Annotated in this window: 20 protein-coding genes and 1 riboswitch; of the genes, 11 read left to right on the top strand and 9 right to left on the bottom strand. The window is 36.3% G+C overall.

Features of this window, described 5'->3' with window-relative positions; genetic code table 11:
* Window positions 1-27: 27 nt before the first annotated feature.
* The 6 genes from QQS35_RS19920 to QQS35_RS19895 form a co-directional block, all read right to left on the bottom strand.
* Window positions 28-360 carry a YppG family protein gene (locus QQS35_RS19920; protein ID WP_285933995.1) on the bottom strand — a complete coding sequence of 111 codons (333 nt, stop codon included), beginning with the start codon at window positions 358-360 and terminating at the stop codon, window positions 28-30.
* A gap of 195 nt (window positions 361-555) precedes the next feature.
* Window positions 556-2,007 (bottom strand): carbon starvation CstA family protein, encoded by a 1,452-nt coding sequence (locus QQS35_RS19915; RefSeq protein WP_285933994.1) that lies wholly within the window; start codon window positions 2,005-2,007, stop codon window positions 556-558.
* Between the two features lie 216 nt (window positions 2,008-2,223).
* Window positions 2,224-2,952 carry a LytR/AlgR family response regulator transcription factor gene (locus tag QQS35_RS19910; RefSeq protein ID WP_285933993.1) on the bottom strand — a complete coding sequence of 243 codons (729 nt, stop codon included), beginning with the start codon at window positions 2,950-2,952 and terminating at the stop codon, window positions 2,224-2,226.
* Complete coding sequence (locus QQS35_RS19905) at window positions 2,952-4,688, bottom strand: sensor histidine kinase (RefSeq protein ID WP_285933992.1); 1,737 nt, start codon at window positions 4,686-4,688, stop codon at window positions 2,952-2,954. Before QQS35_RS19905 ends, QQS35_RS19910 begins: the two co-directional genes overlap by 1 nt.
* A gap of 681 nt (window positions 4,689-5,369) precedes the next feature.
* Entirely contained in the window at window positions 5,370-5,768 is a 399-nt protein-coding gene (locus QQS35_RS19900; protein WP_285933990.1) for an SET domain-containing protein, read from the bottom strand.
* 164 nt (window positions 5,769-5,932) lie between these two features.
* Window positions 5,933-6,814: a LysR family transcriptional regulator gene (locus QQS35_RS19895; protein WP_285933989.1), complete on the bottom strand. Its 882-nt coding sequence runs from the start codon at window positions 6,812-6,814 to the stop codon at window positions 5,933-5,935.
* A gap of 187 nt (window positions 6,815-7,001) precedes the next feature.
* Between QQS35_RS19895 and QQS35_RS19890 the strand changes: the two genes are divergently transcribed.
* Window positions 7,002-8,039, top strand: coding sequence for a YeiH family protein (locus QQS35_RS19890; RefSeq protein WP_407933997.1), 1,038 nt, complete (start codon window positions 7,002-7,004; stop codon window positions 8,037-8,039).
* A gap of 52 nt (window positions 8,040-8,091) precedes the next feature.
* Here QQS35_RS19890 and QQS35_RS19885 read toward each other — a convergent pair whose 3' ends face one another.
* The 3 genes from QQS35_RS19885 to QQS35_RS19875 are packed head-to-tail and all read right to left on the bottom strand — an operon-like array spanning window position 8,092 to window position 10,676.
* The gene (locus tag QQS35_RS19885; RefSeq protein ID WP_285933987.1) at window positions 8,092-9,096 is read right to left on the bottom strand and encodes an aliphatic sulfonate ABC transporter substrate-binding protein; all 1,005 of its coding nucleotides are present in this window, start codon (window positions 9,094-9,096) and stop codon (window positions 8,092-8,094) included.
* 58 nt (window positions 9,097-9,154) lie between these two features.
* Window positions 9,155-9,904 (bottom strand): ABC transporter permease, encoded by a 750-nt coding sequence (locus QQS35_RS19880; protein WP_285933986.1) that lies wholly within the window; start codon window positions 9,902-9,904, stop codon window positions 9,155-9,157.
* Window positions 9,888-10,676: an ABC transporter ATP-binding protein gene (locus tag QQS35_RS19875; protein WP_285933985.1), complete on the bottom strand. Its 789-nt coding sequence runs from the start codon at window positions 10,674-10,676 to the stop codon at window positions 9,888-9,890. Before QQS35_RS19875 ends, QQS35_RS19880 begins: the two co-directional genes overlap by 17 nt.
* Between QQS35_RS19875 and QQS35_RS19870 the strand changes: the two genes are divergently transcribed.
* The 10 genes from QQS35_RS19870 (at window position 10,675) to QQS35_RS19825 (ending at window position 24,619) form a co-directional block, all read left to right on the top strand.
* Complete coding sequence (locus QQS35_RS19870; RefSeq protein WP_285933984.1) at window positions 10,675-10,842, top strand: hypothetical protein; 168 nt, start codon at window positions 10,675-10,677, stop codon at window positions 10,840-10,842. The two genes, QQS35_RS19875 and QQS35_RS19870, sit on opposite strands and share 2 nt — an antisense overlap.
* A gap of 201 nt (window positions 10,843-11,043) precedes the next feature.
* Window positions 11,044-11,151, top strand: a riboswitch (SAM riboswitch).
* 269 nt (window positions 11,152-11,420) lie between these two features.
* Window positions 11,421-12,146: a phosphoadenylyl-sulfate reductase gene (locus tag QQS35_RS19865; RefSeq protein ID WP_285933983.1), complete on the top strand. Its 726-nt coding sequence runs from the start codon at window positions 11,421-11,423 to the stop codon at window positions 12,144-12,146.
* Window positions 12,147-12,374: 228 nt separating this feature from the next.
* Window positions 12,375-14,222, top strand: coding sequence for an assimilatory sulfite reductase (NADPH) flavoprotein subunit (locus QQS35_RS19860; RefSeq protein ID WP_285933982.1), 1,848 nt, complete (start codon window positions 12,375-12,377; stop codon window positions 14,220-14,222).
* A 139-nt stretch (window positions 14,223-14,361) separates the two neighbouring features.
* Window positions 14,362-16,098, top strand: coding sequence for an assimilatory sulfite reductase (NADPH) hemoprotein subunit (cysI, locus tag QQS35_RS19855; RefSeq protein WP_285933981.1), 1,737 nt, complete (start codon window positions 14,362-14,364; stop codon window positions 16,096-16,098).
* Between the two features lie 174 nt (window positions 16,099-16,272).
* The gene (gene sat / locus QQS35_RS19850) at window positions 16,273-17,424 is read left to right on the top strand and encodes a sulfate adenylyltransferase (RefSeq protein ID WP_285933980.1); all 1,152 of its coding nucleotides are present in this window, start codon (window positions 16,273-16,275) and stop codon (window positions 17,422-17,424) included.
* Window positions 17,425-17,487: 63 nt separating this feature from the next.
* Window positions 17,488-18,090, top strand: a complete 603-nt coding sequence (gene cysC, locus QQS35_RS19845) for an adenylyl-sulfate kinase (RefSeq protein WP_285933979.1) — start codon at window positions 17,488-17,490, stop codon at window positions 18,088-18,090.
* Between the two features lie 788 nt (window positions 18,091-18,878).
* Entirely contained in the window at window positions 18,879-20,675 is a 1,797-nt protein-coding gene (locus QQS35_RS19840) for an SLC13 family permease (protein WP_285933978.1), read from the top strand.
* Between the two features lie 48 nt (window positions 20,676-20,723).
* A complete protein-coding gene (cobA, locus tag QQS35_RS19835) occupies window positions 20,724-21,482 on the top strand; it encodes a uroporphyrinogen-III C-methyltransferase (protein WP_285933977.1) in 759 nt (252 codons plus the stop codon).
* Window positions 21,483-21,499: 17 nt separating this feature from the next.
* On the top strand, window positions 21,500-22,258 hold the full coding sequence (locus QQS35_RS19830; protein WP_285933976.1) for a sirohydrochlorin chelatase: 759 nt from the start codon (window positions 21,500-21,502) through the stop codon (window positions 22,256-22,258).
* Between the two features lie 417 nt (window positions 22,259-22,675).
* Window positions 22,676-24,619: an aconitate hydratase gene (locus QQS35_RS19825; protein ID WP_285933975.1), complete on the top strand. Its 1,944-nt coding sequence runs from the start codon at window positions 22,676-22,678 to the stop codon at window positions 24,617-24,619.
* Window positions 24,620-25,126: the final 507 nt, after the last annotated feature.

The raw sequence follows: 25,126 nt of genomic DNA, 5'->3' as shown, positions 1-25,126 counted from the left end.
GCTTTGTCTATACAAAGGGAGTTATTCTTATCTAAAAAACCCTCGAACCATGTTGACTACGGGGCCTGCTTGGTTAACAACACCCATAACATTTTGTACACCAGCTCCAACTTTTTTCATATCAATTCGTCCGTTTTCATCTTTGATTAGTGATGCTAATCCTTGAGATAGTTGACCTTGATTTTGTGGAGCGCGTCGATGTCCTTGGGGGATTCGTTGGTTTGGTGTCATAAGAAATCCTTTCTGAAAAGGATTGTCTTGCTGGATGTACTGGTTACGAGGTGGTAATGGGTGATTTGCTCTAGGGTAACTACCTATAAAGCGATTTCTTTGTTGTCTTGGCCTTGGTGGTGGAAACATAATAACCTCCTATCAACCTATTGTAGATTTTTAGTTCGTTATAAATATAGAATATGGATAAAAAATTATCTTGAAACGGATGAATGACTAGAAAACAAAAAAATGAAAGCCCAGACATTGACTGAGGTACGTACAATGTCTGGGCATATTATAATAGTTGAGAGAAAGATTTTATTAGTTTTTTTAAATAGAATGTTACGCTACATTATTCCAATTTGATACATCATCTTCAAGTGGTATGTTATTTCTACGTGCATTCTTAGCAGCGTAAAAAAACAGGGTAACGAGTATGATCGTTATAATTGTCGCTCCCACATAAGAGAAATTTAATGCTAAACCAAATCCAATTGGCGCATTCAAAATATAAGTTGTTGTTGCCATTAACATGAAGACACCAGGTATTAATGATATCCAATAATTCTTCTTTGCTACATATAGATACATTGACCCAACAAATAATGCAATAACAGCTGTTGATTGGTTCGCCCATGAGAAATAGCGCCATAATAACGTAAAGTCTACTCTAGTTAATACAAAGGATATGACAAATAGTGGTAGTGCAATCCAAAGCCGGTTCAGCACTTTCTTTTGTGAAAATTTAAAGTAATCAGCAATAATCATACGAGCACTACGGAAGGCGGTATCACCAGAAGTTATCGGTAGGATAATTACTCCTAAAATAGCTAATGTGCCACCAATTGCTCCAAGCATTAGAGTCGAAGCTTCACTTACAATTGCCGCAGGACCTCCGTTAGCTAAAAGTTCGTTTAGTCCAGTTGAACCATTAAACAAACTCATGGCTGCTGCAGCCCAAATCATTGCAATAACCCCTTCTGCAATCATCATTCCGTAAAAGATTTTGCGACCTTGTTTTTCATTTTGTGTTGTACGAGATATAATAGGCGTTTGTGTTGCATGGAATCCAGATAAAGCACCACAAGATATCGTTAAGAACAATAATGGGAAGATTGGTGCATTATCAGGATGTAAGTTGACGAAAGATAATTCTGGAATGGGGGCCCCTGTAATAACTAGGCCAGCACCAACCCCTAAGGCACTTATTAAAAGTAACGCACCAAAGATCGGATAAAAGCGTCCGATAATTTTGTCGATAGGAAGTAGGGTTGCTAGCGTGTAATAAATGAAAATAGCTCCGAGAATTAGTCCCATTGCTACCCATCCGCTCATAAGGTTATGAAGTAATCCAGCAGGTGCTGTTACGAAAACTGTACCAACAAGTAAAAGAAGTAAAACTGAGAACGCATTTACTACATGTTTCATTACTTTACCTAAAAATCGCCCCGCAAGTTCTGGAAGGTGGGCACCGCGGTTGCGGATAGAAATCATCCCTGTTAAATAGTCATGTACCGCTCCTGCAAAAATACATCCCACAACAATCCAAATAAATGCTGCAGGACCGTAAAGCGCTCCCATAATAGGTCCGAATATTGGCCCTACGCCAGCGATGTTTAGCAACTGTATTAATGAATTTTTTGGTGTGTTCATCGGTAGATAATCAACGCCATCCTGATTTGTGAAGGCAGGAGTAGTCCGTTTCGCGTTAACACCAAACACCTTTTCTACAAACTTTCCATACGTAAAGTAACCAACAATTAATAAAATAATACCAAATAAAAACGTAATCATTAGAAAACCCCCTTAAATTGTAAGCGTATTCATAAACTGATTATATGATAAGATATGAAGGAAATGTGAACAAAAGAGTAACACGTTAAAAAATAGGGTTAAGATGTTTGTTTTCGTGGTTGAAATACATTATGAAATGAAAAGTTGAAAAATGAGTGAAAGTTTTTAATTAAAGAAGACTCTACATGTTCACACATAGAGTCCTGTTAAGATAGATTATAATTCAAGGATCTGACGCAAGGATTTTACATAATTTCTACTGACAGCAAGTTTTTCGTTACTGCCTTTTAATTCTAGTTGATACGCTCCATTAAACCAAGGACTTAATTTTGAGACATAGTCTAAATTGACTAAATAGCCTTTGTGGATTCTGAAAAAGGAAAAGGAAACTAAACGATTTTCTAATTCTTTTAAAGGGGTCTTAATAGAATAGACTCCAGTGTTTGTAGTGATTTTTGTGACTTTATCTTCTCGATACATGTACAATATATCGTTTGGCACAATGTAGAGTATCTCTCCTTCAACATCTACTGCTAGTTTGGACAAGGATTTATTGCTTTCTTTGGGTGTTACCAAACACTTTTTTTCTATTCGCTTAATAGTTTGTTGTAATTGTTCCTCATCATAAGGTTTTAACAAATAATCTGTAGCTTCATAACGAAATGCTTCAGCGGCAAATTGTGGATATGCTGTAGCAAACACAATTAAAGGGGGCTTTTTTAACTCAAGTAAGGATTGAGCCGATTGCATTCCATTCATTTTAGGCATTTCAACATCTAAAAAAACTACATCTGGTTGATGTTGCAAAGCCTTTATGATTGCAGCTTCACCTGAATCAGCCTCTCCAATTATTTGTATAGAAGTAAATCTGCTTAAAAGATGAAGTAATTCCTCGCGGGCATAACGTTCATCGTCTACTATTAAAGTTCTAATCGTCTCAGTCATTACATTTCCTCCGTTTTAGGAATGATAAAAGATAGTTCTGTCCCGATGGAAGTCTCACTTTTGATTTTAAGTGCTGCCTTATCACCAAATTTCAAACATAATCGTCGATTGACATTGTAAAGACCAAGTCCTGTTCCCGTTTTAGAATTAATTCGTGTAGTTCCTAACCCCTTTAAACGTTCAGTACTTATTCCAAGACCATTATCTACCACCAAAATTTTAACATTAGGTCCATTTTCTTTTATAGAAATCTTAATAAGACAGTCATAATCCTTGTCTTTTAGTCCATGTTTAATTGCATTTTCTACTAGGGGTTGTAAAGTTAGTGGTGGAAGATTCTTTGATAATACATTCTCGTCAATGTCATATACTACTTTAAGCCTATCAATAAAACGCGCTTCTTCTATTGTTAAATAAGCTTTTACATGGTTAAGCTCTTGCTCTATTGAAATCATATCTGCAGTTGTTCCTGTTAAATTTTGTCGCAAAAAATTTGAAAGTGAAATCAAAAGTTTACGTGCTTTGGTTGGTTCAATTCTTATAAGGGAAACAACTGTGTTTAATGAATTAAATAGAAAGTGAGGGCTGATTTGTGCTTGAAGTGCCTTTATTTCAGCCTCTTTTGCTAATTGATAAGCGCGATCAGCCTCGGCAACTTCTAACTGGTTACTCAATAAAACACTTAAACCGGAGATCACTTCTTTGATCACACTGGTGATTTCTTTTTCGGTTTTAAAATAAAATTTAATCGTACCTATTGTTTTCCCTCTTTGTTTAAGTGGAGCAATAACAGCTGCACCTAGGGGGCAATCCTTATGAACACAATGAATGGAATGACCATTAACGACAACTAATTCACCATGATGGATGACATCTCTTGTTATGTCGGTTTGTAGCGGGCTATTTGCTCGATGATGGTCATCAGCAAGGCCGACATGTGCCAATATGTTTGTATTATTAGTCATGGCTACTGCACTAGGCTTCATTTCTCTATAAAGTATTTGGCATACAGCTAGAGCTGAATGATTATTGATGCCTTTTCTGAGATAGGTTATTGTTTGATCGGCAATCCGTAATGATTTTTGTGCTTGCAGTGCACCGGCTTTATCTTTTTCATTAACAACATTTTTAATAATTAGAAGAAAAAGTGCTGATCCAATTCCATTTGCTAATATCATAGGAATCCCTATAACTTCAACTAGTGTGAATGCTTTCTCAAAAGGGGTTGCTAGTAGAAGAATGATCCCCATTTGAGCAGTTTCAGCAAGAGCACCAACAGAGAATGCAACGGTTAGACTCATTTTTTTATTTCTTTTGTAAAAAGCGCCAGAAATTATCCCGGTTATTATTGCTGCTAATCCGCAGGAAAGGCCAGTAAATCCTCCTAACGTAAAGCGATGAATACCAGCAATTAATCCGGCTCCAATTCCCATCCGATAACCACCTAAGAGACCAGCTATAACGATTCCAATTACCCGCGAGTTGGCGATAGCTTCATCTGCTGTCAAATTACCAACGATACGATTAAATGCAGAGGTTTCTGTATTGAGTGTAACACCTAAATAGGTGCCAATTATCCCGAAGATACCAAAGAATACTATGGCTGTCAGTTGTTGACTTTTTCGTAGTTGATTCTGGTAAATCATATCTTGAAAAAATTTAAAGCGGGTAAGAACAAAGGCGATTGTCACAATGATTCCCAGACGTTCCAACATCGTTAAGAGCAAGACGAGCATAGTATTCCTCCTTTTTTATTGGATTGATTAATTAAATAGGAATTGTCAATTACATATTATAAATCAAAACCATACATAATTGTTGAACGTATATAGGTATTAAGTTATGAAGGTTTTCAATTTTTGTCATTTTTAGTTGTATTTCCCGGGAAATTGATGACGGCAGAAGGGAAGAAAGTCAATAAATGATATGCTTTTTTGTTTGTTTTCTAAAAGTTTGTTGTTTAAAACAGATAATGTATTAAGTTTCTACTAAGTATTCATGATTTTTGTACAATACTTTCCTAGTTGAGTGTAAGCCGGTGCTTCGAGAAAACACTTCCTTTCCGGGGGCAGTACTTTAGCCTCCTCGTTCACGAAAGCACCTCCTATTGATGAGTGTCCAACAAAAAGGGGACAGTACATCTCTGTGGGGTCTTCTAAGCTGATCCCCAGTAGTGTCGCTTTTTACTTCGCTTAGAATATATCTCTTTTACGAGAGAAAAGAAGAGAATTCTTGCCTGCCATTTTGTATTTTTTATGTTTGCAACTACAATAGGTTAGAAAACAGGGCTATTTTTAATATTTATAGTTTATAAACATTGATTAATACTAAAAAAAAGAGCCAATCTAATTGATCTTAGATTTGGCTTGATTCGTTATTAATTAAATTATTTACCAATTATCTTAGTAACTATAAATTTATTCCTCGGGCAAATCACTTTCATCCATATTAAACCAGAGTGGATCTTTGTTATCTACGTCACCGTTGTAGTTGATTAATATTTCTTCTCCTTTTTTTATATCCGTATGTGCAAAAAATTCAAACGTATGGTTGGAGAATCTGATGTCATAATCCGCATTTGGCGTATAGGAGTGATTAAATAACATGCCATATCCTAAAACAACTGCAGTATGATTTTTACCATACTCAAATACATAGTCATCAAGCGCCGTTTGTTCAATATGTTCATGCTGTTCATTAGGATATGGAACAACGGGAGCCTTATGGAATATTTCTCCTTTTTTAATATCGCGTGTTGCAAATACTCCTCTTGTAAATTCACCGTCACTTAAAGTGGAATTCTTGATTTCAATCATATTAGTCACCTACAAGTTCTGTTTTATTTTATTATCTTTTTTAATTTTGACAGTATATAGGTATGAAAGCAAATAGTAAAACTTAACAAATGATAGAAGCGGTTTATAATCGTTATTCTCGTAAGGTTATAAGCTGTAAAGTATTGTGTAATGGGCAGATTTGGTTAAACCTTATTTTCTCTTAAAAAATTCAAAAATAAGTCTGTTGATTTAGGATGGAATTCCGAATTTCTGACAGCGTAGGAAAAGTTTCTAACAATGGGATTACCTTTAATTCGTAGTGCTTGAATTGTACCTAACTGAACTTCTTTTCGTATCACCCATTTAGATAATAAAGCGATTCCTAAGCCTGCTTCTACTGACTCTTTAATAATTTGTGAACTTCCAAATGTTCTTATGATTTTAGGGGTGAAATAATTTTCCTCAAAAAGTCTATCAAGTGCTTGACGCGTTCCGGATCCTTCCTCACGAATGATCCATGTTTCTTCGCTTAATTGTGCTAAATTAATCTCTTCTTGATTTGCTAAAGGGTGGTCTTTTGCCATAATAATCACCATTTCATCTTCAGCAAAAGATGTAATCGATAAAAAGGAGTTTTCAATATTTCCCTCAATGATGCCTAAGTCTAAATCACCTTGCAATAGCTGATTAATAACGGCGGTAGAATTTCTAATTGAAATATCTGGTTGAATTAAAGGAAACTGTTGGTTGAAGCTCGCAATTAGTTTAGGCAAAATATATTCCCCGAAAGTATAGCTAGCACCTATGGATAATAAACCGCTAGCTTGGTTGGTAAGCTCATCTATTATTCGCTCGATTCTTTTATAATTTAATAATATTTCTTTGCTGTAATAATAAACAATCTCGCCTGCTTTGGTTAGTCGTACGTATTTGTTTGTACGATCGAATAGCTTCACTCCAAATTTCTTCTCGAGTGATTTAATTGATAAAGTTATGGCAGACTGAGTAAGGTGAAGGGATTCTGCAGCCCTAGTAAAATTTTTGGTATCTGCAACAGTAACAAATGCTAGTAGTTGATGGTCCATCGTATTCTCCTTAATGGTCTTGTTAAAGCTCTGTGGTTCTATAGATTTTTAGTTGATACTTTCTTTTAGGTTTAAGCTAAAATCAACAATTATCATTAGATAAACTTATTATAACTATTTAAATAATTAATTTCATTAATGATGGGCGTTGTTATAAGATTAAAGTTGATTGAAATCAAGTTAGGGGATGGCACGATTGGTAAAGACAAACAAAAACAGTAAAGTGAAAGAAAGTGGCTATGTAAAAGGTGTGCTTTTAACTTTATTTATAGCAATCATTGCTGGAATGATTGCTAAGTTACCAATCTTTTCAATGATGGGTGTCATGATTATCTCTATAATCTTAGGGATAGGATGGAAGCGTATCGTGAACCTTTCTTTAGAATCAAAGAAAGGCATAAATTTCAGTTCAAAAATATTACTGCGAGTTGGTATTATTTTAATGGGATTGAGGCTTAACTTGGATCAAATCATGTCTGCTGGATCCTCTATCGTTTTCATTGATATAGCAGTGGTATCGTTCACAATCATTGTCATGTTATTTCTTGGTAAGTGGTTTTCACTCAATGATAAATTTTCTGCATTATTAGCAGTTGGAACTGCAATATGTGGGGCTGCTGCTATTGTAGCTGTGGCCCCTTTAATCAAGGCAAAAGAAGAACATATAGCTATCTCCGTTGCTTTTATTGCTATTCTAGGAACAGTTGGAACGGTTTTTTATTCGATTCTATTTGTGTTGTTTGATCTACATTCATACGCATATGGTATTCTAGTTGGTTCAACACTCCATGAGTTAGCACATGTCGTTGCAGCTTCTCTGCCAGGGGGTGACACAAGTAGTGAAATAGCTATTTTAGTAAAAATGGGACGCGTTGCACTTTTAATTCCAGTTGCTATTATTTTAGGAAGCATGTTTACTTTTACGGGTCAAGGTAAAAAAAGAAGTAAACTGGCTGTTAAAAACTTGCCTGTTCCTTGGTTTGTTATTGGTTTTCTCGTAATGAGTATCATAAATTCAACTGGAATAGTACCTAAAGGAATAACCGATCTTCTTATCAGTGTGAGCATCTTGTTCTTATCTATGGCCATGGCGGGACTTGGATTAAGTATTAATTTTAAAGATTTTAAGAAGGTAGGAATGAAAGCAGTAATTGTTGGCGTATTGGGGTCAATATTATTAGCACTATTTGGAGGCTTGCTGTTATTTTTATTTCAGGTTGTTTAGCATATAAAAAAGGTGCCAGAATTAATCCAGCACCTTTTTACATGTTGTATTATTAATCGATAAACTGAGTATCAATTAAATCAGAGAAATCAGGTTGTTCTTTAAGGAATTTAAGGTCATAGGAAGAATCTCCGAATGCTTGAACAGCATCTGCGTCAACTTCATAAGTGAATCCGATATTTTCCCATGATCCATCAACTACTTCTTTACTTAACTCTTGACCAGTTTCTTCCTTAATATCATTGATAGTAATTTCTTTTGCTTCTTCAGGGTTTTCTGCAATAAATGCTGTTGCATCTTTATGCGCATCTACGATGTTTTGAATTAACTCTGGGTCAGATTCAATCAATTCACCGGAAGCTACTAGTACAGAAGCTGGTAAAGTGGTACCGAATGAAACTTCTGTTGAATCAATAATTACTTTTGCACCAGTTTCCTGTTGAAGAACAGATGCCCATGGTTCTGGAGCTACCGCTACATCTACCTTGCCAGTTTCAAACATTGCTTGGTACTGAGCTGGAGGTCCTGTAGTGTGAATCATTGTACCACCGATTCGTTCGGAAGTCATACCAAGTTCTTCTTTCATATACGTTTCAAACTGAACATCATGTGTACAACCCACACGAGGTGTTACATAAGTTTTACCTTCTAAATCTGCTGCAGTTTCAATCCCGCTACCTTCTCTTGCAAGAATAACTGTTCCACCAGTTGAGCCACCGGCGATAATATTTACGTCTGTACCTGTAGTGTAGTTATTCATTGCTGGTCCGGGCCCTACTAAGCCTGCATGAATTTCTCCAGTTTTAAGAGCGGTCATAAATGCGGATCCGTCAGGAAATGTCTTATACTCAATTTCTACATCATCCCCTAACTGATCTTGGTAATAGCCCTCTGCTTTAGCTACCATTGCTGGAACGTGGTTAATGTTTGGAAAATAGCCAATGGTAATTTTTTCCGTTTCTCCAGATCCGGATTGAGAAGAAGATGCGCTACCGCATCCAGCTAATATTCCTGCAAAAGCGATTAAAATAGTAAAATATAAAAGTCCTTTTTTCATCATTAAACCTCCTAATATTTTGAACCTCATGGTGTTATCCAATTGAGGTTTATTACATTCATAGTCCCCAGCGACGTGCTACTGATTTTTCAATACGTTGGAAAATCAATTGGTCAACCACTGCACCAATGACACCGATGATAATCATGACGCCAATAACTAAGCTCATATCACCGAAATCTGAAGCGTACTGCAATGTGTACCCTAAACCAGGACCTGTTGTTAACAATTCACCAGCTATTAAAGCTCTCCAAGCGAAAGCCCAAGCTAGTCTGGATCCTGTTACCAAATAAGGTACAGAGGCAGGGAAAATAACTCGGATAAATAAATCGATTCCTTTTGACCCCATTGTTTGTGCTGCTTTCAAATAAAGAGGGGAAACGTTTTTAATACCTGTGCGAACATTTAATGCCATCACAAATGTTCCACCTAAAATAACAACAAAAATTACTGCTTGATCATTTAAACCAAACCACATAATAGCGAGTGGTAACCAAACAATACTCGGAACACTTTGAAAGGCAAGAAGTGTCGAACCAATCGTGTCATCTGCTGTTTTTGATTTAGCAATTAATACACCGATACTAGTACCAATGACCAGTGCGATTGTTAATCCAATAATTAAGCGCCTAAAACTTGCAATCAAGTCATAAACCAATGTCATGTCAGTGATACCGACATAAACGGCTGTAAACACATTCGTAGGAGATGGAAGAATAATTTCAGCCCACAGTCCTAGTCGTCCGCCCAATTCCCATAAAACTAGAATAGCAACTAAAAAGATAATTCGTTTATATACTGGTTTCATGGTTTAGTTCCTCACTAACGACTTTATCGATTTCTTTCTTCAAATAACTCATGACGTGTTCTTCGATTTTAATCATTGCTTCTTTATGTTTATCTCTTGGACGTGGGATATCGACCTTAATATCAGTTAATACAGTACCAGGCCTTGTTCCCATCACAATAATTCTGTCTGACAGTTTGATAGATTCGGAGATACTGTGTGTAACAAATAGGACAGTTTTCTTCGTTTCCATCCATATGTTCTCTAGTTGACCATGCAAACGAGATCTTGTTTGTTCATCTAAAGCTCCAAATGGTTCATCCATTAATAGAATTTCTGGGTCCATTGCAAGTGCTCTTGCAATCGCAACCCGCTGTTGCATTCCTCCAGATAACTCATGAGGATAATGGTCTAGGTAATTGCTTAATTGCACCATTCTTAAATACTTCTTTGCTTGCTCAGTTGCTTCGCTTTTTGACATTTCTTTTTTTAATGGAAACATTACATTCTCTAATACGTTAATCCAAGGAAATAATGCTGCTTCTTGGAATACCATTCCGCGATCTTTCCCAGGTTTTTTAATTGCAGTTCCATTTACTAAGATTTCTCCTCCCGTTGCCTCTGTTAGTCCTGCAACAATTGAAAGTAGAGTGGATTTTCCACAACCAGATGGACCTAGAATTGAAACGAATTCACCTTTTTCAATTTGTAAATCAATATCTTTTAAAACAGTTGAAGGATTCTTATCTTTATCTAAAAATTGCTTATTTAATTGATTAATAGCAATAAACATGTCATCAACACCTAATCTTATAATTCACACCGATTTAATCGGGATTGGTGTTAAGGTTATAATAGATGGACTGCATTTGTCAACCTTAAAAGCTGATTTTGGGCACGAATTTGGATTAGAAAAAATTGGATGCAATTTAAATGCAGAGTTGGAAAAAACAGATTAATTAAGTCAATTTCATAATTACCTTATTCCGTCATCTAAGGGCAATATATAGAGTGGAAATGGTTTTATCCAACTATAGATTTTTGTAGGTGACAAAAGATTGGTATTATGAAATTGATTAATTATTTAAAAATAGGTTGAATTAATTTGAAATGTATAATAAGCTAAGAAAAAGTTATAATTATCAAAAAATTGCATATTGTTCTTATCAAGAGAGACGGAGGGACCTGGCCCAACGATGTCTCAGCAACCTACCTATTATGGTCCGGTGCTAACTCCAGTAGGCTATTAATAGCTGACGAGATGAGAAGACTGTTTGATTATGAAACCTTCTTCTTAACCAGAGGTTTTTTTATTTATATAATTATTTTTTTCTGTTGAGGTTACCAGTATAAGAGATTCATAATGTAGTTTAATCGACATGATTATGAAACTTAGTTACATTAACAAAATTGAGATTTAGTAATATATTAGTTAATAATTGTTTTAACTATTTATAGCACATCATGTAAAGTGAAGTATTAAAAACTGAGTTATTTATATTGAAGTAATTTTATATGAGGCTAAAGGGAGGTAATTATGGAAAATCAAAGACTTTTGTATGAAAATTTCACTGGCGATCCATTTGAAGGCTTGAATCCTACTGATGCAACCAAAGGAGCTGCTCAAGTTCTCGATTGGGCTTATGAAACTTATGGTGAATCGGTAAAGTATGCTTGTAGTTTTGGAGCAGAAGGAATGGTATTAATTGATTTAATATCAAAGGTGAAAGAGGATGCGGAAATTGTGTTTTTAGATACAGATCTTCATTTTCAAGAAACGTATGACTTAATAGATAAAGTGAAAAAGAGATATCCAAATTTAAACATCATTATGAAAAAACCAGATTTAACGCTAGAAGAACAAGGGAAGGAACATGGTTCTGCACTATGGAAGAGACAACCGGACCAGTGCTGTTTTATTAGAAAAATCAAGCCACTTGAAGATGCACTTAGTGGAGCTGAAGCGTGGATATCAGGTCTAAGAAGAGAACAGTCCCCGAGTAGAAGTAACACGAACTTTGTTAATAAAGATAATCGGTTTAAGTCGGTAAAGGTGTGCCCTTTAATTCATTGGACCTGGGATGATGTTTGGGATTACATTGAACAAAATAACTTGGAATATAATGATTTACATGATCAAGGATATCCAAGTATTGGTTGCATTCCATGTACGGCAGCAGTTGGAGAACAAGGTGATAGTCGTGCTGGTAGATGGCAAGGTTCAAGCAAAACTGAATGTGGTCTTCACACTACTGGTAACTAAAAATTGTTTATTTTGTAAATAGTCTAGAAAATAGTTGATGTTTCTTATATAGTAGAATGATAGAGAAAGTCTTTTTTTTAGAATTAATACCCGACTAAAAAACTAGGAATACAATGATTTTGAAAAGAGTTTTCAAAGTCGGATACCCATAATCTTGTTGAAAATTTCGAGCAGTAACCCCGTTTATTCGGGATAAAATCAAATAGTATCCTTTGTGAGGTGGATTTTTTGCAATTTCAAGTAATCAATAGTCCGTTTAACCAAGAGCAAGTAGACCTTTTAAATCGTTTGGTTCCAACACTAACAGAAAATCAAAAAAGCTGGCTGAGTGGCTATTTAGCTATATCTCAGTCGGCTACAGTTTCAGAAGCTGCCGCTACAACAGAACAGGAAGCTCCTGTTGCGGTTGTATCATCTGAAAATACTGCAAAAAAAGAAAAGAGAGAAGTAACTGTTTTATATGGAACAGATACTGGAAATTCTCAAAATCTAGCTGAGGAATTCACACAAAAGTTAGAGCAAGAAAAATTTAAAGTTACGTTATCTTCTATGGATGATTTTAAACCAAAGTCGATAAAATCTGTTCAAGACTTACTCATCGTAACGAGTACCGATGGAGACGGAGACCCACCAGATAATGCACTATCTTTTTATGAGTTTCTTTATAGCAAAAGAGCCCCAAAGTTGGGAGGAGTTCGTTTTTCTGTACTAGCTCTTGGTGACAGTTCATATGAATTTTACTGTCAGACAGGAAAAGATTTTGATGCGAGATTAGAAGAATTAGGTGGAGAAAGGATTCATCCGCGCGTTGATTGTGACTTAGACTTTGAAGAACCAGCTGAAGAGTGGTTTGAAGGCGTCTTTGCCAAGCTAAATGAGAATAATGGTGAAAGTGAACAAGGTCAATCATCTGCTGGAACTGTGACTGAAACAATAGAAGGACAAGTGACCTATTCTAGATCAAATCCGTTTAGAGCAGAAATCCTAGAAAGCTTAAATTTGAATGGTCGTGGATCAAATAAAGAGACACGTCATCTTGAATTAGACTTAGAAGGTTCTAATTTATATTACCAGCCTGGAGATAGTCTTGGGATTTTCCCGGAAAATGATCCAGAGCTAGTAAATGAATTAATCGAAGAGATGGATTGGAATCCAGATGAATCTGTTCAAGTCAATAAACAAGGGGATATCCTTTCCCTTCGTGAGGCTTTGACTTCAAATTTCGAAATCACAACGTTAACCAAACCATTTTTAGAAAAAGCAGTAGCGCTTACTGCTAACAACAGTTTTAAGAAGCTAATAGATTCTGATAATAGAGAAGAAATAAATGCTTACCTCGATGGCCGTGACTTACTTGACTTAGTTAGAGACTATGGTCCATGGGAAGCGACAGCACAAGATTTCGTTAATATTTTACGGAAAATCCCGGTTCGGTTATATTCAATTGCGAGTAGTTTGAAAGCGAACCCTGACGAAGTACATCTTACAATTGGAACGGTTAGATATCAGGCACACGGACGTGATCGCAAGGGTGTTTGCTCAGGGCAATGTGCAGAAAGAACAGAAATTGGTGACAAGTTATCCGTGTTTGTTCAGCGCAATGACAGCTTTAGACTACCAGAAAACCCGGATACACCTGTCATTATGATTGGGGCTGGAACAGGAGTCGCACCTTACCGATCTTTCTTGGAAGAAAGAGAAGAGCTTGATATACAAGGGAAGTCGTGGTTGTTCTTTGGTGATCAGCACTTTGTTACGGATTTTCTTTATCAGACGGAATGGCAAAAATGGCTCGATGATGGTGTCTTAACAAAGATGGATGTAGCTTTTTCTCGTGATACAGCTGAGAAAGTATATGTGCAGCACAAAATGAAAGAAAAAGGTAAGGAGCTTTATCAATGGCTAGTTGAAGGTGCTCATGTTTATGTATGCGGAGATGAGAAATTGATGGCAAAAGATGTACAGTCTACTCTTTTGGAGATCATTGAAACAGAAGGTGGTCTAAGTCCGGAAGAGGCAGAAGAATATCTAACAGAAATGCGAAAACAAAAACGCTATCAACGCGATGTGTATTAATACTTAATTTAATCAATTTCATAACACCAATTTTGTAGATGACTGAATAAGGTAATTATGAAATTGACTCAACTATTTACTAAGTGTGAACGACACAACTAGAGAATAAATTTAAAATTGCAAACAGGAAAGGAGTTTTATGATGTCAAACAGGTTTCCTTACGAAGCAGGGCCGCCAAGTGAAATGGAAAAGCTCAAGGAGGAAAGTAATCACCTCCGCGGCAGATTAGTAGAAAGCTTTGCAGACCCTATAACAGCATCCATTCCGGATGATCAAACAAAATTATTAAAATTCCACGGAAGTTATATGCAAGACGATAGAGATTTACGTAATGAACGAAGACATCAGAAGCTAGAACCAGCCTATCAATTTATGATTCGTGTACGTGCTCCTGGAGGAGTAGCAACACCTGGGCAGTGGTTGACGATGGACCAGATAAGTGACCAGTATGGAAATGGCACGTTAAAGCTAACTACGAGGCAAACATTTCAGATGCATGGCATTTTAAAATGGAATATGAAAAGCACAATGCAAGAAATTAATAATTGTTTGTTCGATACGATAGCTGCTTGTGGTGATGTAAACAGAAATGTTATGTGTAATGTTGACCCAGATCAATCGGTAGTTAATGCAGAAGTACAAGAATGTGCACAAAAAATTAGTGATCATCTTTTACCTCGTACCAAAGCTTATCACGAGATTTGGCTTGATGATGAAAAAGTAATCGATAGTCGTGATTCGGAGGAAGAAATAGAACCGATTTATGGAGATCTCTATTTACCTCGTAAATTTAAGATAGGAATTGCGGTTCCACCTTCTAACGATATCGATGTATTTTCACAAGACCTAGGTTTTATTGCAATACTCGAAGACGATAAGTTAGTCGGATTTAATATTGCTGTAGGCGGTGGAATGGGTAGTACTCATGGCGATACAAACACATATCCGCAAGTGTCCAAAATTATTGGTTTTTGTTCACCGGAACAAGCTGTTGACGTTGCAGAGAAGATTCTGACTATCCAACGTGATTATGGTAACCGTTCGGAAAGAAAAAACGCTCGTTTTAAGTACACTGTTGATAGACTAGGCAAAGAATGGATTTTAAATGAGCTAAATAACAGATTAGGTTGGGACTTGGAAGAAGCGCGTTCTTATTATTTTGATAGTAACGGTGACAACTATGGATGGGTAAAGGGTAAAGATAACAACAAATGGTACCTTACTTTATTTATTGAAAATGGTCGAATCGTTGATACAGAAGATTACCAACTTAAGACAGCACTTAGAGAAATAGCGAAAGTTCATACTGGTGATTTTCGAATGACTCCGAATCAAAACTTAATCATCGGTGGCGTAACAAATCATATGAAACCTAAAATCAAGAAAATTGTGGAAGCATATGGTCTTACAGATGGAAGCCAAAATTCTGCCTTGCGCAGAAATTCTATGGCCTGTGTAGCCTTCCCGACTTGTGGATTGGCTATGGCTGAGTCAGAGCGTTATCTTCCTTCACTAGTAGGAAAAATTGAAGAGATTCTCGATGAGGCTGGACTTAGAGACGAGGAAATCACCATTCGGATGACGGGGTGCCCAAATGGTTGTGCTCGACCTGCCTTAGCTGAAATAGCCTTTATTGGTAAAGCACCAGGTAAATATAATATGTATTTAGGAGCTAGTTTCACAGGGGATCGTTTAAACAAAATGTATCGTGAAAATATTGGAGAAACGGAAATCTTAAAAGAATTAAGACCACTTTTATTTGCTTACGCGAAAGACCGACAAGACAATGAACATTTTGGTGATTATGTAATTCGCGCGGGTTATATCGAAGAAGTTACATCAGGTCTTGATTTTCACAAAGTATCTGTGAAGTGATTGCTATTTATCCGAATTGTTCGGAAAAAGTTGAATAAACATTAGTTATAAAAAGAAAAGGTGCTATTAGCACCTTTTCTATAAAATAAGAATAGTTTATAGGATTGGTAGGTAATTCAATCCTCCAACCATGCTATTTTTTTCTGAATATTAAGTAATCTTGGAGGTTATTAGATGTCAATTGAAGCACATGGTGGAGAGCTGATAAATAGAGAATTAAAAGGAAGCGAAAGAGAGCAAGAACTGAGTAACGCTAGTTCTCTGCAATCCTTAACTTTGTCTGCATGGGCATTATCGGATCTGGAACTAATTGGAATTGGTGGATTTAGTCCGTTAACAGGATTTATGAGTCAAAAGGATTATCAAAATGTTGTGCAAAATACGCGTCTAGAAGATGGTACTATTTGGAGTATTCCTATTACGCTTTCTGTTTCAACCGAACAGGCACAGGCTTATGAGATTGGTGAAAAAATAGCCCTTAAAGGAGAAGATGGGGTTGTTTATGGAACGCTACAGCTTGAAGAGAAATATAACTATGACAAAGAATTAGAAGCGGAAAATGTTTATGGTACGAAAGATGAAGCGCATGCCGGTGTGAAAAAGCTCTACGCGCGTGGTGATGTTTATCTTGGAGGTCCTATTACACTATTAAACCGTCCAGACCATAGCGATTTTTCTGAATTTTATATGGATCCAAGTGAAACAAGAAAAATGTTTGCTGACTTAGGATGGAAAACAATAGTTGGTTTCCAAACTCGTAATCCGGTTCATCGTGCGCACGAGTACATTCAAAAAAGTGCATTAGAAGTAGTCGATGGCCTACTTTTGAATCCTCTAGTTGGTGAAACAAAATCAGATGATATCTCAGCAGAAGTTCGTATGGAAAGCTATCAAGTGATATTGAAAAATTATTATCCAGCAGACCGTACAAGATTAGTTATTTATCCAGCGGCAATGCGTTATGCAGGGCCAAAAGAAGCTATTTTACATGCGATAGTACGTAAAAATTACGGCTGTACACACTTTATTGTCGGACGTGACCATGCTGGTGTTGGTGATTACTACGGTACATATGAAGCACAAGACTTCATTAGTGAGTTTGAGGATGAACTTGGTATTCAAATTTTCAAGTTTGAACATGCCTTTTTCTGTACGAAGTGTGAAAATATGGGGACTGCTAAAACGTGTCCACACGACAAAGAATCCCATGTTCACCTAAGCGGTACAAAAGTACGCGAAATGTTACGTAATGGTGAAAAACCGCCAAAACAATTCTCTCGTCCAGAAGTAGCAGAAGTTCTAATTAAGGGTATGCAAGCAAAGTAAATAAAAATAAATAAATCTAGCTTCTATGGAAGTTAGATTTATCCATATTATGGAGGGTTATCGATGAGTAAATCAACCAATATTGTTTGGCACGATTCAGTAGTAACAAAGCAAGCAAGACAGGATTTGAAAGATCATAAAAGTGCTATTCTCTGGTTCACCGGTTTATCTGGTTCAGGCAAATCAACTTTATCGGTTGAGTTAGAAAAAAAATTGTGTGAGTTAGGCGCGCATACCTATCGTTTAGATGGTGATAATGTGCGGCACGGTCTAAATAATAACTTAGGTTTCAGTCCTGAAGATCGCACAGAAAATATTCGCCGTATTGGAGAAGTATCCAAGCTGATGATTGACGCTGGATTAATAACGTTAACAGCTTTTATCTCGCCTTACCAGGATGATCGAAATAATGTTAGAAATTTAGTTGAGCAAGACGAATTTATAGAAATCTATGTAAAAGCAAGTCTAGAGGAATGCGAAAAGCGCGATCCAAAAGGACTATATAAAAAAGCGCGTGCTGGTGAAATTAAAGGGTTTACTGGAATTGATGCACCGTATGAAGAACCACGTAATCCTGAACTAACAATAGAAACTGATAAACAGACAATAGAAGATGCTGTAGAAACAATTGTTACGTATTTACAAGAGAAAAACTATCTTAAATGAGTCAATTTCATAATTACCTTATTCAGTCATCTGAGACAATAAATAATTTGGGATTGTTTTTTTAAACTATATATTGTTGTAGGTGACGACAATATTGGTATTTTGAAATTGATTAGAATAAAAGCACTTTTTAGGAAGATTTGTTATTTTTCGGACTTCACATTGGAAATGCAAAAGTGCGAAATGGTAAAAAAAATAATAAATTTATTCTTAAGAAGGATGTTTGAGTGCTTGAACACGTTCCCACAAAATATTTCATATGGCTTCAGCTAACTCAGAAGAAGACCACATCTGAATGGATTTTCAACTCGTGGGACTCAGTTATTCGTCCCATTGAAAACATCTGCTGTTCCTGCAGGACAAGAAATGCAACGATAGCAATGCATCTGACGAAGAAAATCGAATTGATTTCAAGGAGTATAGGCATTCTGTCTTCGCTAGTTTGGCTTTCTATTCTTGGCCATAACTCGTCTTTTTTTAAAACAATCAATCGTTTTTATTAAGATAACTCCTATAAGCGCAGTATGTCTCGCAGCACAGGATTACCACATAAGTATTTTAGGGTTAGTTTGAATAAGTCACTATGGTGTTATGTCGGAATCTAGAGATAAAACAATAACTTCATTCCCTATGTGTGTTTGATAATTGCAATGTAGTTTGGCTTTGTAATAGATTGATGTAAGCGAAATTTCATTGGTCTTCGTATGCATTTAATCCCGAGTTAACAGATGTGAATAAAGTAAAATATTTCCTTATTACATAATAGGTAGATAAAGGGGGGAACTTTGATGACGTGGGAAATGGCCTTCTCTCTAATTGTAGTAATTACCATGATGGTAGCGTTAGTGAAAGAGTTTGCTCGACCAGATATCATTGTATTTGTGGCTTTAATTAGTTTTTTTGTTACCGGAATATTAACACCTTCAGAAGTGGCTGCTGGTTTTTCCAATGAAGGGATGTTAACTGTAGGGTTGTTGTTTATTGTGGCAGCCGCTATTCAGAAGAGTGGTCTCGTTGAGCGTGGGATAACATCCTTGCTAGGTAATAGTAAATCAGAAAGACACTCTTTATTTAAATTTCTAGTACCGATAACAGGCGCTTCTGCTTTTTTAAATAACACACCAATTGTGGTGACGTTAACACCAACGATACGAAAATGGTGTGCAGAACATAACATTTCTCCTTCAAAGTTTCTAATTCCTCTTTCCTATGCATCCATACTAGGAGGTATTTTAACATTGATGGGTACATCGACTAATCTTGTTATTCACGGGTTGATGTTAGACCAGGGGATGGAAGGGTATTCTTTGTTTACTTTGGCAACAGTTAGTCTGCCAGCTAGTATTCTAGGAATTCTTTATCTTGTCACGTTTGGATACAAGTTATTGCCAGACCATAAACCAATTGGTGAAATATTTGGTGATAAAAGTAAAGAATATTTAACAGAAATGATTGTTGAAGAAAACTATCCATACTTAGATAATCCGATGGTTAACAAGTCAGTAGAAGCTGCAGGACTGAGGAATCTTGATGGTGTATATTTAATAGCTATCATTCGAAATCACGAAAAAATATACCCAGTAAAAAATTCTACAAAAATAAAAGCAAATGACCGTTTAATATTCACAGGGTTAATAACCAAAATTGCCGAGCTTCAAGATAAAAAGGGGCTAAAATTAAAGACTGGAACAAACATAACATTAGATAAGTTGCGGAACGGTAATGGACAATTAGTTGAAGTGGTTGTGTCTCACCAATCATCACTACTTTATCATAAAATAAAAGATACTCAATTTCGAGCTAAGTATGATTCTGGTGTGGTTGCAGTTCATCGAAATAATGAGCGAATCGACAGTAAAATAGGTGATATTACGTTAAAACCAGGAGACACGCTTTTATTATTGGCAGGAACGGATTTTGAGGAGAGATCATTAGAATCCAATGATTTTTATGTAGTTACACCATTAAGTAATCATCCATTATTGAATAAAGTCGACAGTAAGAAAGCATGGGCTTCTATTTCAATCTTGGGTATTATGATCGCACTGGTGACTATTGGTGTAATTTCTATGTTTAAAGCAATGTGCATTACTGTAGTTTTGTACTTGTTATTAAAAATAATTTCAGGAGATGAAGCTAAGCGTCATATTGAATTAAATGTATTAATATTAATAGCGAGTGCATTTGGTGTAGGCAAGGCATTATTTAAAACAGGTGCAGCGGATTGGTTAGCTAATCAATTGATTCTACTATCCAATCCCTTCGGACAAATAGGAGTTTTATTATTGTTATATCTTTTAACAACTATTTTTACAGAAATGGTAACTAATAATGCTGCAGCAGTTTTAATGTTTCCAATTGCAATCGAAGCGGCAAATCGACTAGGCGAAGAGCCAATGGCTTTTATTATATTAATAACAATTGCAGCTTCCGCTAGTTTCTTATCTCCCATTGGCTATCAAACAAATTTAATAGTTTATGGACCAGGGGGTTATAAGTTTACTGATTATATTAAGGTAGGAATGCCACTTAGCTTAATTGTAATGACAACAACCGTTTTAATGGTTAGTTGGATATGGATTTAGTAGCTTGGAAAGATAAAAAAGTAACATGGTATTACGAGGAGGTACACGGTGAGGAAAGTATTTTTAGTTGGGGCAGGTCCAGGTGATCCTGAATTACTAACAATTAAAGGATTGAAAGCAATAGAACAAGCAGATATAATTCTTTATGACCGTTTAGTTAATAAAGAGCTATTAACATATGCAAAAAAAGAAGCAGAGCTAGTCTATTGTGGGAAAACTCCTGGCAATCATATATTACGGCAAGAGAATATTAATTATTTGCTATGTAAATATGCAAATCAAAATAAAATAGTCACTCGGTTAAAGGGTGGTGATCCTTTTATATTTGGTAGGGGAGGAGAAGAAGCTAGTGTACTACGTGCACATGGGATTCCTTTTGAAATTGTACCCGGAATTACGTCGGGATCAGCAGCACCCGCCTATGCTGGAATACCGTTAACCCATCGTAATCTAAGTTCTTCCGTTACTTTTGTTTCAGGGTATAATCCAGAAAAAGATAATGCAGCTTATTGGCGGAGTCTTTCTAATAGTGTTGAAACTCTCTGTATCTATATGGGAGTGAACTATTTTCCAATTATTTGTGACCGGTTATTAAAAAATGGAATGGATTCTGCGTTACCAGTTGCAATTATTCATTGGGGCACAACAAAGAGTCAAAAAACGATTACGGGGTCCTTAGGAACCATCGTTGATCGTTTACATGAAGTGACCAATCCATCAATGATTGTTATTGGTGAGGTGGTTCGCTTACGAGAAGAATTACAGTGGTTCGACGAGTATCAAGAGTCTGCTATTAACGTGATATAATTTTGGAGGTTTAAACAATGCAAGGACTTTTATATATTAGCCACGGTACGCGATTGGCTGAAGGAAAACAAGAAGCTATTGATTTTTTAAGATCAATTCAACCGTCCGTGAATGCACCTCTACAAGAGATTTGTTTTCTAGAAATATGTAGTCCATCAATCGAAGAAGGGGTCGAGCAACTTGTGAATAGGGGCGCGACAGCTATTTCTGTTGTTCCTGTATTACTATTAAGCGCTAAGCATGATCAAGAAGATATCCCTATGGAGTTAAATGAAGTAAGAAAAAATCACCCTGAAATTCCGTTTAGTTATGGCCGTCCGTTGGGTGTGCAAAATAGGTTAATAGACATATTAGAAGATCGAGTGGAACAATCTTTAAGGGAGCTTGACCAAGATGCTCCGGTTTTATTAGTTGGAAGAGGAAGTTTTGAATTAAGTGTGCAAACCGATATTACGTCAATTGCAAACGAGTTGGGTGGGCGAATCAATCGTAAAGTAGATGTTTCCTATCTTGCAGCTTGTAAACCTTCGTTCGATGAAGCACTTGTTCAAATGGAAGAAAACAAGCGTAAATCTGGAACTATTGTGCCGTATCTTTGGTTTGATGGACTATTAATTCAGTCCATGAAAAAGAAAATAAATAAATACAACCAAGATAATGATGCACACATAAAACTTTGTCATCAACTAGGAGATCACCCTCACATGAAACAAGCATTAATCGAGCGTGCCAATGAGTCGTTTGAATTCGTTTTAGAGGGTATAAAAGAGCATTAGTAGGTATTTTGCCATTCCTAAGAAAATAACGTGATTATTTAAGATAAAACGAAGGACCTTCAAAGTTAGAAGGTCCTTCGTTTTATTTTAGCTTGATTTACAAACATGTCTTAATTGCCTAGAGTGAGCACAAAAACGCCAATTATCGGATATGCTCATTCATTTAGTTGATATATATTTTCTAGGATTGGTATGCTCATTCATATGGTCACTACTTTTACAAATATTCATGTAGATGGCTATATTCAAAGTAATAACTAGGATTATTCGATCATAGGCTATATATTGCCAAACTATCGATTCAACTTATAAATAATAAATTGAAGGATTAAAACACTAAAAAAGAGGTATACGTGTACTATCACTTTATTTACTTAAAAACATTGATAAACGAATTCAATCCGAGGAGGTACGTTAATGGCGTTAAATGTAACACAAAAATTGATAAAGGATCATTTAGTGTCTGGTGAGATGACACCCGGAAGTGAGATTGGACTTAAAATTGATCAAACACTCACACAGGATGCTACAGGTACAATGGTGATGCTTGAGCTAGAAGCTATGAATCTAGATTATGCAAAGACAGAAGCATCTGCACAATATGTTGATCACAATTTAATACAAGTGGATAACAAAAACCCTGATGACCACTTGTTTTTAGAAAGTGCCGCAAAAAGGTTTGGTTTATATTATAGTCGACCTGGTAATGGTGTTAGTCATCCTGTGCACATGCAGCGACTAGCTAAACCAGGAAAAACGTTGCTCGGTTCTGATAGCCATACATGTGCGAATGGTTGTATGGGTATGCTAGCGATGGGAGCAGGTGGAATTGATGTTGCGATGGCGATAGCTGGAGAACCCTTTTACGTGAAAATGCCAGAAGTATGGGGAGTGAAGCTTACTGGTGATCTACCAGAATGGGTGAGTGCCAAAGATGTTATTTTTGAACTCCTGCGTCGTCATGATGTTAAAGGTGGTGTCGGAAAAGTAATTGAATATTATGGACCAGGTTTAAAAAAACTAAGTGCGATGGATCGTCACGTTATCGCAAACATGGGAGCAGAGCTTGGAGCAACTGGTACAGTTTTCCCTTCAGATAAAGAAGTAAAACGATTCTTAAAAGAACAAGGTAGAGAAGAAGATTGGATAGAACTCAAAGGTGATCGTCGCGCTTCTTATGATGTTGATGAAGAAATTAATATGGACGAATTGGTGCCACTTGTAGCTAAACCATCTAGTCCAGGGAATGTAGTTCCGGTGACTGAAGTAGAAGGTGAACCAATCTATCAATCTTACATTGGATCGTCCGCTAATCCTGGGTTTCGTGATTTTGCAATGGTTGCAGAAATCGTAAAAGGAAAGCAGGTGGCAGAGGGTGTATCTTTAGATATTAATCCAACCTCCCGGCAAATGCTTACGAATTTCGTTCAAGAAGGACATATGGCTAGTTTATTGCAAGCGGGTTCTCGTTTACATCAAGCTGGGTGTAATGGTTGTATTGGAATGGGGCAAGCGCCAGCCACAGGTCGAAATAGCTTACGAACAACACCACGTAATTTCCCGGGACGTTCTGGTACAAGAGAAGACAGTGTCTATTTATGTGGACCAGAAGTTGCTGCTGCTTCTGCCTTGACGGGAAAAATCACAGATCCACGTAAATTGGATATGGAATATCCAAAAATAAAAAATCCTAAAAACCCTAAAGTTGATAACAATTTATTAGATGAACCTATTCCACAAGGGCAAGCGAGACATGTAGAGTTGCACAAGGGGCCAAATATTGCTTCCATACCTGAAATGGATGAGTTACCTAATCAGTTAGAAGTTTCCATCCTTTTGAAAATGGGAGATAACATTTCAACTGATGAAATTTTAGCAGGTGGTGCACGTGTTCTTCCGTTTCGAAGTAATTTACCTGAAATAAGTAAATTTACGTTTGAGATTATCGATGAGAGCTACTATGATAGGGGAATGGAGACACGTGAGATTGGTCATGCAGTTGTTGGTGGATATAATTATGGCCAGGGATCAAGTCGTGAACATGCCGCCCTTGCACCAAGATTTCTTGGATTACGTGTTGCATTAGTAAAAGACTTTGCCCGCATCCATTGGCAAAACCTGGTTAACTTTGGGATATTGCCTATAACTTTTGTGCATGAAGAGGATTACCAAAAGCTTGAGCAAGGAGATGTCCTTGAGTTTACTAACTTAAGAGAAAAGATTCAGCACAGTAATCAATTTAAGATTACTATTAAAGGCACAGGAGAAGAAATTGAAGTAGAGCATGCTCTTTCAGCGAGACAAATTGATATGATGCTACACGGTGGTCTAATCAATTGGATGAAACAACGACAAGTTTAATCATAAAGTTCGTTTGGGTGTCAGAAAAAATACAAAGTCTGCACTAAGTATTCTTATCTTTTTTACTTTCCGTTTCAATGGATTACGTTGTAAGAATCCATGAAGTCACATCGCACGAAGAAAATCGCTTTTTATTTTCGAGAAGTCTGCGCAACTCTGTCTTCACTTTTACAGTTCTCTAATACGACTAATATTCATCTTGTAAGGTCAGAAGAACACACTAAAGTTAGTGCAAACATTCTATAATTTCTTCTGCTGTAAAGCAACAAAGTTTACGAAAAGAGTTTAAATTAAAATGAAGTAACTAGCCTTCGTTTATTAGAATAAAGGAAGGTTAGTTACTTCTTTCTTTGGACTAATATAGTTGAAACGACTATTTTTAGTAACGGAAATTCAGTTTACTTAAGAATTATATTATATTATGATTGTATCGTTTTATATCTGTATAGAATCTATGATAAGCTTAGGCAACAGAGATTGTATATTTCATTTATCTTAAATAATTAA

It is taken from the genome of Aquibacillus rhizosphaerae (assembly GCF_030282825.1).
In the GTDB taxonomy this organism is placed as follows: domain Bacteria; phylum Bacillota; class Bacilli; order Bacillales; family Amphibacillaceae; genus Aquibacillus_C; species Aquibacillus_C rhizosphaerae.
The sequence above is the reverse complement of the archived record's forward strand: the minus strand, read 5'-3'. Positions and strand labels throughout refer to the sequence as shown.